Annotated in this window: 11 protein-coding genes; 5 read left to right on the forward strand and 6 right to left on the reverse strand. The window is 63.1% G+C overall.

Features of this window, described 5'->3' with window-relative positions; all coding sequences use genetic code 11:
• Positions 1–8 precede the first annotated feature (8 nt).
• A complete protein-coding gene (locus C5689_RS03635) occupies positions 9–1,199 on the reverse strand; it encodes an efflux RND transporter periplasmic adaptor subunit (protein WP_108915910.1) in 1,191 nt (396 codons plus the stop codon).
• Positions 1,200–1,469: 270 nt separating this feature from the next.
• Here C5689_RS03635 and C5689_RS03640 point away from each other — a divergent pair, with 270 nt between their 5' ends.
• The 4 genes from C5689_RS03640 (at position 1,470) to C5689_RS03655 (ending at position 6,216) form a co-directional block, all read left to right on the forward strand.
• Positions 1,470–2,453: a DUF535 family protein gene (locus C5689_RS03640; RefSeq protein ID WP_108915911.1), complete on the forward strand. Its 984-nt coding sequence runs from the start codon at positions 1,470–1,472 to the stop codon at positions 2,451–2,453.
• 128 nt (positions 2,454–2,581) lie between these two features.
• A complete protein-coding gene (locus C5689_RS03645; protein WP_108915912.1) occupies positions 2,582–3,268 on the forward strand; it encodes a response regulator in 687 nt (228 codons plus the stop codon).
• Positions 3,265–4,362 (forward strand): ATP-binding protein, encoded by a 1,098-nt coding sequence (locus C5689_RS03650; RefSeq protein ID WP_108915913.1) that lies wholly within the window; start codon positions 3,265–3,267, stop codon positions 4,360–4,362. The genes C5689_RS03645 and C5689_RS03650 overlap by 4 nt, the downstream gene beginning before the upstream one ends.
• Before the next feature lie 42 nt (positions 4,363–4,404).
• Positions 4,405–6,216: an ABC transporter ATP-binding protein gene (locus C5689_RS03655; protein WP_244594571.1), complete on the forward strand. Its 1,812-nt coding sequence runs from the start codon at positions 4,405–4,407 to the stop codon at positions 6,214–6,216.
• Between the two features lie 165 nt (positions 6,217–6,381).
• Here C5689_RS03655 and C5689_RS18330 read toward each other — a convergent pair whose 3' ends face one another.
• The 5 genes from C5689_RS18330 to C5689_RS03675 form a co-directional block, all read right to left on the reverse strand.
• Positions 6,382–6,558: a hypothetical protein gene (locus C5689_RS18330; RefSeq protein WP_158271738.1), complete on the reverse strand. Its 177-nt coding sequence runs from the start codon at positions 6,556–6,558 to the stop codon at positions 6,382–6,384.
• A gap of 67 nt (positions 6,559–6,625) precedes the next feature.
• Positions 6,626–7,159, reverse strand: coding sequence for an FMN reductase (msuE, locus tag C5689_RS03660; RefSeq protein ID WP_108915915.1), 534 nt, complete (start codon positions 7,157–7,159; stop codon positions 6,626–6,628).
• A 49-nt stretch (positions 7,160–7,208) separates the two neighbouring features.
• A complete protein-coding gene (locus C5689_RS03665) occupies positions 7,209–8,375 on the reverse strand; it encodes an acyl-CoA dehydrogenase family protein (RefSeq protein ID WP_108915916.1) in 1,167 nt (388 codons plus the stop codon).
• Positions 8,376–8,389: 14 nt separating this feature from the next.
• Positions 8,390–9,550 (reverse strand): FMNH2-dependent alkanesulfonate monooxygenase, encoded by a 1,161-nt coding sequence (gene ssuD, locus C5689_RS03670; RefSeq protein ID WP_108916011.1) that lies wholly within the window; start codon positions 9,548–9,550, stop codon positions 8,390–8,392.
• Between the two features lie 167 nt (positions 9,551–9,717).
• Positions 9,718–10,479: an amidohydrolase family protein gene (locus tag C5689_RS03675; RefSeq protein WP_244594572.1), complete on the reverse strand. Its 762-nt coding sequence runs from the start codon at positions 10,477–10,479 to the stop codon at positions 9,718–9,720.
• A 391-nt stretch (positions 10,480–10,870) separates the two neighbouring features.
• Here C5689_RS03675 and sfnG point away from each other — a divergent pair, with 391 nt between their 5' ends.
• Positions 10,871–11,983: a dimethylsulfone monooxygenase SfnG gene (gene sfnG / locus C5689_RS03680; RefSeq protein ID WP_108915918.1), complete on the forward strand. Its 1,113-nt coding sequence runs from the start codon at positions 10,871–10,873 to the stop codon at positions 11,981–11,983.
• The last annotated feature ends 5 nt before the right edge of the window (positions 11,984–11,988 follow it).

The raw sequence follows: 11,988 nt of genomic DNA on the forward strand, positions 1-11,988 counted from the left end.
CACGCGCGTCAGCCTTTCGCCTGGATTTTCGCCGTCGTCGGCTCGCGCTCTCGCAGCTCGCCGGTGGCCTCGTCGATCACGACCTCGACGCCTGTCGCCGACTGCCCGGCGCGCACGAGCTGCAAGCCTTCGACAACCACGCGGTCGCCGTCGCCGAGCCCCGCCGTGACCAACCAGTTATTGCCGACCGTCCTGCCGACGGAGAGCACGCGCTCCTCGATCTTGTCGTCCTTGCCGAGCACCAGCGCCGTCGCCTGCCCCCTGACGTTGCGGACGACCGCGCGCTGAGGGACGAGGAAGCCGCCGGGCGCGACGCCTTCCTCGACGATCGCCCGGGCGTACATTCCCGGCAGCAGCAGCCGCGACGGATTGGGGAAGACCGCCCGCACTGTCGCGGTTCCGGTCGTCTGGCTGACTTTGGCCTCGGTGAATTCGAGCCGTCCGGCCAGTGGATAGACCCGGCCATTTTCGAGCTTCAGCTTCACATCGACTTCGCGCTCCGACGTTCGGATGCGGCCCTCGTCTATGGCCCGTCTCAGATCGAGCATAGCCGCGCTCGATCGCGCGAGGTCGACATAGATCGGATCGAGCGTGCGAATGGTAGTGAGCGTGTCGGCCTGACCGGCCGTCACCAGCGCGCCTTGCGTCAGCGAGGATTTGTCGGCGCGGCCGCCGATCGGCGCCTTGATCGTCGTATAGTCGAGATTGATTTTCGCGCTGGCGACATTCGCCTGAGCCGTCGCCACATCGGCTCGCGCCTGAGCGAGCGCGGCTACGGACTCCTCGAGATCCTGCGCGCTGACGGCGTTCTTTTTTATCAGTCCCTGATAGCGCTCGACCTTGGCTCGAGCGCTGGGCACAGTGGCCTCTGCCTTCTGCAAGGCGGCGACGGCGCTGTCATGCGCGGCGCGATAAGGCGCCGGATCGATCTGATAGAGCGGCGCGCCCTCGGCGACCTCACCGCCCTCCTGGAACAGCCGCTTCTGAATGATCCCCGCGACCTGGGGCCGCACTTCCGCCACCAGCGAAGCGACGATGCGGCCGGGCAGCTCCGAGACGACGGCGACATTTCGAGGATGCAAGGTGACGACGCTCACTTCGGGCCGCACAGACGCCTTGCTTCGGTCGTTGGAATCGAAGTCGCATCCGGCGAGCGTGGCGGCGGCGGTGGAGATGGCGATCGCCGAGCGAATATCCATGAGCGCGCTTTCGAGGTCGTTGCTGGATCGCCCTGGACGGCGCCGGGGCGTCTTTTTTGTCTTCGATCATGACCTACGCCGCCGCTGTTCGTGGATCGTGCAGGTTTGATGGAGAATTGATGGAGACCATCGGTCTGGCCGGACAAATGATTGCTGTAATGTGTGTGTTTCGTTACTGATAATTGAGGTCGATCTTCATCGACTCGTCGTCGGCTCGAACTGCTGACGAAGCCCGTGAAGCCATATCGAAACGGTCGTTTGTCCGGAGGCGTGGTGCAAGAAGCAATGCGGACGATATGGCGACACGTCTGCGTGATCGCAGCAAACGAATCGACATTCCGAGCGGGAATATTCTGCCTATCGTCGTTGCAGGATATTCGCGCCTCGGCGGCCTGGCTGAACTTTCTCGACGAGTTTAAAGACAAGCATCCATTTGGAGCGGCTCCGGCACAATGTATCAGAAAGCCGCTTTTCAATTACGCTATGTTTGGCCTCTCTTGCTCCGAGCGGGTGTCGATTTTGAAAGATCACTATAGCCTAATTTGCGACGCTATTCCATCTTTGATTGCCGTTTCTTGGGGAATATGTGACGCAGAGCTCGGCCTCCTATGCGGCAAGAACGGTGAAGTTTATCGGCTGTCGCTCCGCAGCCCGGAATATTGCTACAAAGAGGGGGAGTTGAGTTTCGTATTGAGCGACACAGCGGACGGTCTCAAACTTGCGACGTTGACCTTTGTGCTTGGAAACGAAGACGACGGGACGCCTTCCGTTCTGATCGGGGGACTGCAAGGGCCATCGTCGCATTGCGGGCCGGACGCCAAGGCGCAGATCGTGAAAGCAACGCGGTCTCTCTGGGGGTTGCGTCCCAAAATGGCGGTCTTTCTGGCGGCGACGACCTTGGCCCGGGCGTTGGGCGCCCGGCGGATCCTCGCCGTATCCAATGACACGCATTCGATCAATGCCGACGCCTGTTGGCAGCGCCGGCGAATGCGCGCCGATTACGACGCCTTTTGGCTCGAACGCGGAGGATTACGCGCACGCGAGGGTTTCGTCTTACCCTTAATATCGGCGAAATCGCAGAACGAGCGACGTGAAAGGCAACGGGCGCATATCGACGAATTGGTGGGACGATTTTGCATGGAGAAGCCCTGCCTGGATCTTGGAATGTTCGGCAGCTCGTCGATGCCGGCACACGAAGCTTTCGAGTCATCGACCAAATATTACTGCAGACCCATTTCTTTGCAGGAAATTTAGGAGCGACTCGAACAACCGAAAATTCGGCCATAATTTCGACGCGTGACCAAAGTCGTTCCGCAGGACGACATTGTCCGATGTGCGGGAAACAATATGAGGCCAGCCAGCAAGCAGCCGAGAACTCGACCATGAACGAACTCGTACTCATCGCCGACGACGAAGCAGAAATCACCGCGATTCTGGAAGCCTATCTGGTGCGGGAAGGGTTGCGAACCGTGAGCGCGGCGGATGGCCGGATCGCGCTCGATCAACATGCGATTCTGAAGCCGGACATCGTCCTACTGGATGTGAACATGCCGAATGTGGACGGCTGGGAGACTCTGGCCGAGCTTCGGCGTCGCGGCGACACGCCGATCATCATGATCACCGCGCTCGACGAGGACATAGAGCGCCTGCAGGGCTTACGTCTCGGCGCCGACGATTATGTTGTGAAGCCGTTCAATCCGGCGGAAATCGTCGCGCGCGTCAAAGCGGTTCTGCGGCGGACCAATGCGCGGACCGACAGTCAGGTCATGCGCATCGGCAAGCTCGAGATCGATCTTCAAAGCTTTCTCGCCAGGGTGCGAGACGGCGACGCCGCGGCGACGCTGCCCCTGACGCTGACGGAATTCCGGCTCCTCGCCCATATGGCGAAATCGCCTTCGCGCGCGTTCAGCCGGGGCGAGCTGGTCGACGCCTGTCTGCCCGGCGGCGACGCGCTGGAGCGGACCGTCGACAGTCATATGAGCAATCTGCGCCGCAAGCTCGACGAGGCCGGCGCGACCGGCCTGATGAATGTCGTGCGCGGCGTCGGCTATCGGATGGCGGCGCCATGAGCCGCCATCGTTTGAGCCGACAGATCACGCTGTCGATGAGCGCTGTCGTCGCCGTCGCCGTGATGATCGTCTTCGTCGGCTCCTTTGTCTTCTATGGCGTCTATCTGACCTACTACCCGCCGCCGCCCGGGCCGCCGCCGCTTCTTCCCGAGGCGCCGGACTTCGTGCTGATCGCGGTCCTGCTTCTCTTCACTCTCGTCATCGGGATCTTCGCGGCGCTTCGCCTGACGAAGCGGATTCTCGTTCCTCTCAATTCGCTCGCCGAAGGCGCGCGCGGGATCGCCGCCGGCGATCTCACGGCGCGGGCCTCGCCCGGCGACAGATCGCTCGGCGAAACGGCTCGACTGGTGGACGACTTCAATGCGATGGCGCAACGCCTCGAGAACAGCGTCACGGCGATGGCCTCCTGGAACGCGGCGATCGCGCATGAGCTCCGCACGCCATTGACGATCCTGCGGGGGCGGCTGCACGGCCTCGCCGACGGGGTGTTCGAGCCGAGCGACGAATTGTTCCGCAATCTCCTGTCGCAGGTGGAAGGATTGTCGCGTCTCGTCGACGATCTGCGCATCGTCACTCTGTCGGAGAGTCGCCGGCTGGAGATGCGTTTCGAGCCGACCGATCTCGAGCAGGACATTCGACAGGCCGTCGACGCCATGCGACCCGCTCTCGTAGAGGCCGGCTTCACGATCGAGCTCGATACCCGCCGAATCGTCCTGGCCTGCGACGGCGTTCGATTGCGGCAGGCGCTGCTCGCGCTTCTCGAGAATGCAAAGCGCTATGCGACGCCGGGGCTCCTGCGCGTTTCGACGCGAGCGGAGGAGGACGAACTCGTGATTGCCGTCGAGGATCAGGGGCCGGGCCTCGCGCCCGACTTCGCGCCCCATGCGTTCGACACATTCAGCCGGGCGGAAGCCTCACGCTCGCGTCGACATGGCGGCGCGGGCCTCGGCCTCTCCGTGGTGCGCGCCATAGCGGAGGCGCATCACGGCCGCGCGCAATACAGAGCCTCCGCCGCCGGCGGCGCGATCTTCGAGATCGTTCTGCCGCTCGCCCGAGCGCGCGATCGCTTCGGCGGCGACGCGCCGGCCGAATGACGGCGCCGCCACGACGCTGATCGAACGACCATGGACAATCGAATGACCGCCACACCTGCAATGGACCGACCCGATAACGATTACGAGAAAGTCGCTGCAACGCATGTGTCTCTGCGCCGCGTTCTCGAGCTGTTCAGGCCTTACCGCGCCAAGATCGCAATTGTCGCCTCCCTGATGCTCCTCGGCGCGGGCGCGGGCATGTCGTCGCCTTTTCTCTTGCGCGCAATCATCGACGAGGCTCTGCCCCGTTCCGATCTGCATCAGCTCGTCGCGCTGGTGGTCGGCCTGCTGTTCGTCGCTGTCCTGTCGACCAGCCTCAGCACAGCGCAGGTGATATTGTCGGTCGGGATCGGGCAAGCGATCATGCATGATCTGCGAGTGAGGGTCTATTCGCACCTTCAATCCTTGTCTCTCGGCTTCTTCACGGCGACGCGCGCGGGAGAAATTCAATCGCGCATCGCCAGCGACATATCCGGGCTGCAATCGCTCGTGACCACCAGCGCGAACGAGCTGGCGCGATCTTCGGCCACAGTGGTCATGACCGCCGCGGCGATCCTGCTGCTCGAATGGCGATTGGCTCTCTTCGTCTTTCTGATCGTTCCCGGAACGGTGGCGATCAGCAATCGGGTCGCGCGAATGCGCGAAAGGCTGCTTTTCGAGCAGCAGGAGCGCATCGCCGACATGTCGTCGGCCATACAAGAAACGCTTTCGATCTCCGGCGTGATCCTCGCCAGAACGATGAACCGCGGCGAGCATTTGTCGCATCGCTTCTCGAGCCTCTCCGGAGAGGTGGCGAAGCTCGAAGCTCGCGCGCATACGGCGGGCGAATGGCAATGGGCGCTCATCAACCTCGCGCTCTCCGTGCTTCCGGCGCTGACGCTGCTGGTCGGCGGACTGCTGATAGAGGCCGACACGCCGATCACAATCGGCACGCTCGTCGCCATGATCGCGCTGCAGGAGCAATTGTTGTGGCCGCTCGAGCAGCTTTTGGAAATCGCGCGGGAGATGCGAACGACCCGCGCGCTCTTCGCGCGGATCTTCGCTTATCTCGACAGACCGGTCGAGATTACGCAAGCCGCCGAGACAGTCGCGCTCGATCGGGCGGATATGCACGGCGCAGTCCGGGTCGCAAATGTCTCGTTTTTCTATCCTGGCGCCGCGACTCCCGCTCTGCGCGATATCTCCATCGACATTCCGGCCGGCGGCCATGTCGCCATTGTCGGCGCGACCGGCTCCGGCAAGACCACGCTCGGCTATCTCCTCGCGCGACTCTATGACGTGGACGCAGGCGTCATCTCCTTCGACGGCGTCGATATTCGCGCGCTTCGCTTCGAGACGCTGGCCGACATGCTCGGCGTCGTGACGCAGGAACCCTATCTGCTCCATGCGACCGTCGCCGACAATCTGCGCTTCGGCCGCCCGGAAGCGTCCGACGATCAGCTCGCGAGGGCCGCGCGCATCGCCCAGATCCACGAGACGATCATGGCCTTGCCCGACCGCTATGAGACGCTGGTCGGGGAGCGAGGCTATCGCTTTTCGGGCGGCGAGAAGCAAAGGCTGGCGCTCGCGCGCGTCATTCTTCGCGATCCGCCGATCCTGCTGCTCGACGAAGCGACCAGCGCCCTCGACGCCAAGACAGAACACGCCATGGCGTCTGCGCTGGCTGCGCTATCGCAGGGACGCACGACCATCACGATCGCCCACCGCCTTTCGACGGTGCGGCAGGCCGATCAAATCATCGTCTTGCAAAAGGGCCGGATCATCGAGCGTGGCGCGCACGATGAACTCATGGCGCAAGGACGAGCCTATTCGGAACTGGTGATGCGGTCGCATCTCGATCGGCAAACTGCGTGACGCCTATGCAAAGCCTTCGCTTTTCATGCCCATCGCGCACCGCTGGCTTTTTCCTCCTGCTCGTCCGGCCGCGCCGAAACACGCCGCGCCTCTCCTGACTGCGAACTTCTAGGCGCCCATCGACAGGCGATTGCGCCCCTGTCGACGCCCCCTCCCCTGCGCCCGTCACTTGAAGAGCCGCATGTCCGTCATCGTCCGAAATAGCTTCATCGACTGTTCGGGGAACCTCGCGAAGCGGATGCGCGCCGCGCCAGGCCTCGCGCGGGTCGTCGATGATCGAGAAATGGTCGAGAAGGCTTCCAGACGCGACTTCTCTTTGAAAACGGCGAAGGCGAGGCTCATCACGACGGCTCCAGAACCACTCCGCCGATAGGGATCAGGCTTCCAGTGAAGTGAAGCGCAGCTACCGTCAGTGCTTCAAATGCTCTATCCCTCGTGTGACGGCGAGCCTGATGCGTTCCTTCAGGGCGTCGCTGCTCACCTCATAATTCGAGAAATCGCTGTCATTGGCGTAGACGCCGACAGGTAATGTCAGTGATTGGAAAAAGGCGAACAAGGGCCGCAATTGGTGATCGATCACCAATGAATGTCGATCGCTGCCGCCCGTCGCGGCGAGCAGAACGGGCGTACCGATCAGCGCCTCGTGATGGACGAGATCGAAGAGATGCTTGAAGAGACCGGTGTAGGAGCCGCGATAGACCGGAGTCGTAACGACCAGCGCGTCCGCGGTCTCGATTTGTTTCACGGCTTCGCTCACCGACGGGGGAGCGTCCTTTGCCGAAACGACTCCGGCGAGATCGGAGACGAGATCGGCGACCGAGATCGCATGGGCTGAGATCGCCGTCGATGCGGCGATTTCCGCCGTGATCGCTTGCGCGAGAGCAGCGGCGCGTGATGGGTGTCCGAGGCCGCCGGATACGGCGACGAGCTTTATCGCGGTCATGTCGTCTCCTGTGTGAGAGCTATGAAAGCCGGCTGTGGCGCAGCTCCGTTCAAGAATAGAAGGAAGGCATAGGATAGGCGCCGTTCAGCGCGAAATCGCCGAGCTCCTTCAGCTTGTGATCGAGCGGATCGTGAAGCGTATGCGTGCGCGCATTACGCCAGAAGCGGTCGAGCCCGGCGCGGGCGGTCGTCGCGCGCGCGCCCATGATATCGAACATGCGGCTGCCGACGTCGAGCGCCGCGCGGGCGCTCGCGACCTTGGCGGTCGCCACATCGATCGCAATGGCGCCGCGTTCTTGCGGCGTGATCGCGTCGCCGCGCGTCCAGCCGCGTTGAAAAGACTGCACGGCGCGATCGACCAGCGCCTCCGCCCCGCAGACCTGCGCCCAGAGCTCACCTGTCGTATGGAGAGTGAACGGATCGCCGCCGATGCGCGCCACGCCGTCGCCCGGCAGCTCCCGCACATAGCCGATGGCCGAATCGAGCGCGCCACGCGCCAATCCGACATAAATGGCGACGAGAATGAGCTGCGCGAGACATGGCCGCAGGGTTGCGAAAGGCGAGCCGAGCGGCCCGGGCGAAACGAGCAGCTCGTCCTCACGCACCTCGACCGCGTCGAAAGACACGGAGCCGCTGTCGGTCTGGCGCTGCCCCATATTGTCCCAATCATCGTGAATCCGAATTCCGCCGCGCCGGGTCGGAATGACGACGATCTTCAATTTTTCCAGATCGTCGAGCGCCGAGACGACGAGCATGTCGGAATCGCTCGCGCCGGAACAAAAGCTCTTCGCGCCGTCGAGCCGATAGGATTCGCCCTGCCGCCGCAGCCGCAGGCGAGAATCTTTCGGATTGACCGCATTGCCCCAAAAGCAATTCTCGCGAACCGTCTTCTCCATGGCGCGCCGCGTCTGCTCGGCTGTCCCGAAGAATTGGAGCGTGGCGATCATCAGATGATGAAACGCGAAAAGATGGGCGAGCGAGCTGTCGACCGCCGCCATTCGCCGAATAATGGCGAATATCTCCACCCAATCCGCGCCGCCGCCACCGAATTCGTGAGGGATGGAGAGGGTCAGCAGGCCGCTGTCGCGAATGAGATCGCGCTCGTGCTTGGCCGTGCTGCCCTGCTTGTCCCTTTGGGCGGCGTTCGAGGCGAGCGCGGCGAGCAGGCGCTCGAGCGCGACAGCGGTCGCGCGGATCTCGACGATGCGGTCAGACATTTATGATGCGCTCCTCATGCCGCGGCCGAAGGCGCGGCGTCGGGCTTCGCCGCGACGCTTCCAAACGGACCGGTGATCTTCTTGCCCGGCAACGTCCCGCGCGCCTCGACTCCGAGCCTCGGAAACATGAGCTCGGCGAAACGATAGGCCTCCTCCAAATGCGGATAGCCGGAAAGAATGAAACTGTCGACGCCGAGCGCCGCATATTCACGCAAGCGCGCCTCGACCTGCGCCGGATTACCGACGAGCGCCGTTCCTGCGCCGCCCCGCGTCAATCCGACGCCGGCCCAGAGATTGGGGCTTATCTCGAGGTCTGCGCGCGTGCGCCCTCCGCCTTTGCGCAATTCGAGCATTCTCCTCTGGCCAATCGAATCCATCTTCGCGAAGGTCTTCTGCGCCTCCGCGATGGCGCCATCATCCAGGCGGCTGATGAGGGAGTCCGCCGCCGCCCAGGCTTCGTCCTCCGTCTCGCGAACGATCACATGAAGCCGCACTCCGAAGCGGGGCGCGCGTCCGAACGCCGCCGCACGACGCCGCACATCCGCGATCTTCTCGGCGACCGCGGAGGGCGGCTCTCCCCATGTCAGATAAGTGTCGACAGCGCGCGCTGCGAGCTCGTGCGCGGGCTCCGAGGAGCCGCCGAAATAGAGCGGGGGCCTCGGGCTCTGCACCGGCGGAAACAGCAGCTTCCCCTTCTCCATATCGAAATGCGCGCCGTGAAAATCGACGCTCTCATCTGTGTGGCTCGCGTGAAGAAGCGCCTCCCATGCGCGCACGAACTCCGCCGAGACGGCGTAGCGAGCCGCATGATCGAGAAAGAGGCCGTCGCCGGCGAGCTCGCTCGCATCGCCTCCGGCGACGAGATTGATCAACAGACGCCCGCGCGACAGACGATCGAGGCTCGCCGTCATGCGCGCCGCCAGCGCCGGTTGCACCAGGCCCGGCCGTAAGGCTACGAGAAAGCGCAAGCTCTTCGTCGATTCGATCAAGCTCGCGGCGACGATCCACGGATCTTCGCAGGAGCGTCCGGTCGGAATGAGAACGCCATAGTAGCCGAGGCTGTCGGCTGCCACCGCTATCTGCCGAACATAATCGAATGTCGCCGTCCGCGCGCCCTCCTCCGCGCCGAGATAGCGCGAGTCGCCATGCGTCGGAATGTACCACAAGACTTCCATGATCCGATCCTGTTCGCCGATTCGAGCGCGGCCATACGAGACTTTTTTTGCAATCGGCGGCCGCAAAAGACGGGCCAATCTCTCGACCCTCGAATCCTCGGTCTTTTTGTCCTTCGGCTGTTGCATTCGAAGCAATTCCGACCCGGCTCTGCGGCAAGCGCAACAGCTCATGCCAGATCGAGGCGCAGCAGGCGCGCGGCGTTGCGCCACGCGACTTTCTCGATCACTTCCTCGTCCAAGTCGAGGCGCAGGAAATCGGCGACGCTCTGACCGAGAGGGCGAAACGGATAGGACGAGCCGAACAGGACTTGATCCGCGAGACATCCACTCGCGGCGTCCGCGTAGCGCCGGCCGCCCGGCGCGAAGAGATACATGTCCGGCGACACGAAGACATTCTCGTTACGAAAGGCGACGCCGATCATCTCGTCGATTCGGGGATAGAAGGCGTGGCAGCAGATGATGGGAAGGGTCGGAAAGGCCCTTGCGATGCGATCGACGGCGAGCGGATCGTTGCGCCGTAGGTCCGGCGTCGTCGGACCAGACATCATGAAGACCGGCGCGCCGAAGTCCGCGCAGACTTCGTAGACGGGAAACAAAGTAGCGTCGTCGTGAGAGATCGGCTCCCCCAAAAAAGCGGGATCGACATTGACGCCTGCGAACTTAAGCTCCTTCAGGCAGCGCTCCGCCTCGTCGGCCGCGCCTCTTCCGGCGAAGAGTTGCGGGTCGACCGAGCCGACGCCGAGCATGCGCCCTTCCGACGAGCGAGACAGCGTCGCCAGCACATCATTTGAAATCCGCACGCTCGGCGTGCTGCGTCCCACCATGACAGCGATGTCGATCTCCGCCGCATCGAGTTCTCGACGAAACGAAGGAAGGTCGGGCGCTCGCGTGAAATGGTCGATATCCTCGGAGCCCAGGCGGCGGTTCATCCAGCGCACGGTTTCGAAGTCGGCCGATCCAGGCTCCGCTCCGAAGAAGGAATGAAGGAATGATGGTCGCGCGCGCATGTCGACGATATGCCGCGGGCGGTTCGATCGTGTCATTCGAAGGTCCTCTCGACGTGCCTCGGAAGTAAGCGCATCGCAATCGAGGCGCCGGATCGGGACTCGGCAGATCGCGGCCTATCGCAATCGCATTGTTGCATGTGCAGCAGCGCCGCTCCTCGACTGTTGCGAATGCAATCGCCGTCCCCCGTGATAATGCGGAAAACCGTAATCACCGGCCGAAAATCGGGTGGCACGCGCCGTGCTCATTCATAGATGATCGATGCGCGGTCGCGTGACTATCGGCGGCGCGCGCGGGCCACCAGGGAGACTAAGGATGAGCGGCGCTTCTTCGCCTTCGGCGCATCAAAAAACGGAGGCGATCAAATTCGCCTATTGGGTTCCGAATGTCTCGGGCGGCCTCGTCATCAGCAAGGTCGAGCAGCGCACGAGCTGGGATATCGACTATAACCGCAAGCTCGCGCAGATCGCCGAAGCGTCAGGCTTCGAATACGCCTTGACCCAGATCCGCTTCACCGCCGGCTATGGCGCCGAATATCAGCACGAGTCGGTGAGCTTCTCCCATGCGCTGCTCGCGGCGACCGAGAAGCTCAATGTGATCGCGGCGATTCTTCCCGGCCCGTGGCATCCGGCGGTCGTCGCCAAGCAGGTCGCGTCGATCAGCTGGTATACCGGTGGGCGGCTCGCGGTGAACATCGTCTCGGGATGGTTCCGCGGCGAGTTCCAGGCGATTGGCGAACATTGGCTCGATCACGACGAGCGTTATCGGCGCTCGGAGGAGTTCATCCGCGTTTTGCGCGGCGTGTGGTCGCAAGACGATTTCAGCTTCGCGGGCGATTTCTACCGCTTCCGCGCCTACACGCTGAAGCCGAAGCCGGTCAGCCCGCCGGAGATATTCCAGGGCGGCAGCTCGCGCGCGGCGCGCGACATGGCGGCGCGCGTTTCCGACTGGTATTTCACCAATGGCAACACGATCGAAGGCATTCAAAAACAGGTCGACGACATTCGCGCCAATTCCGCGCAGAGCGGTCATCGGGTGAAGATCGGAGTCAACGCCTTCGCCATCGTGCGCGACACGGCCGAGGAAGCGCGCGCCGCGTTGGACGACATTCTGACCCATGCCGATCCGGACGCGGTTCGCGCTTTCCATCACGAGGTTCAGAACGCCGGTGCGGCTTCGCCGGAGCGCGAAGGCAATTGGGCGAAATCGAGCTTCGAGGACCTTGTCCAATACAATGACGGCTTCAAGACCAATCTCATCGGCTCGCCGGAAGAGGTCGCCCGGCGGATCTTGGATCTCAAGGCGGTCGGCGTGGATCTCGTCCTTCTCGGCTTCCTGCATTTTCAGGAGGAGATCGAGTTTTTCGGCAAGCGCGTCATTCCGCTCGTGCGCGCGCTCGAGGCCGAGCAAGCCCGCTTGGCCGCGTGAGCGTC

The organism is Methylosinus sporium (genome assembly GCF_003113265.1).
Classification (GTDB): Bacteria; Pseudomonadota; Alphaproteobacteria; order Rhizobiales; family Beijerinckiaceae; genus Methylosinus; species Methylosinus sporium.

Bases quoted from the DNA above. Each gene is read 5' to 3' on its own strand.
- C5689_RS03665 (WP_108915916.1), bottom strand. From the start codon at position 8,375: ATGTCTGACCGCATCGTCGAGATCCGCGCGACCGCTGTCGCGCTCGAG.
- C5689_RS03675 (WP_244594572.1), bottom strand. From the start codon at position 10,479: ATGAACCGCCGCCTGGGCTCCGAGGATATCGACCATTTCACGCGAGCG.
- C5689_RS03635 (WP_108915910.1), bottom strand. From the start codon at position 1,199: ATGGATATTCGCTCGGCGATCGCCATCTCCACCGCCGCCGCCACGCTC.
- ssuD (WP_108916011.1), bottom strand. From the start codon at position 9,550: ATGGAAGTCTTGTGGTACATTCCGACGCATGGCGACTCGCGCTATCTC.
- C5689_RS03650 (WP_108915913.1), top strand. From the start codon at position 3,265: ATGAGCCGCCATCGTTTGAGCCGACAGATCACGCTGTCGATGAGCGCT.
- C5689_RS03655 (WP_244594571.1), top strand. From the start codon at position 4,405: ATGACCGCCACACCTGCAATGGACCGACCCGATAACGATTACGAGAAA.
- sfnG (WP_108915918.1), top strand. From the start codon at position 10,871: ATGAGCGGCGCTTCTTCGCCTTCGGCGCATCAAAAAACGGAGGCGATC.
- C5689_RS03645 (WP_108915912.1), top strand. From the start codon at position 2,582: ATGAACGAACTCGTACTCATCGCCGACGACGAAGCAGAAATCACCGCG.
- msuE (WP_108915915.1), bottom strand. From the start codon at position 7,159: ATGACCGCGATAAAGCTCGTCGCCGTATCCGGCGGCCTCGGACACCCA.
- C5689_RS18330 (WP_158271738.1), bottom strand. From the start codon at position 6,558: ATGAGCCTCGCCTTCGCCGTTTTCAAAGAGAAGTCGCGTCTGGAAGCC.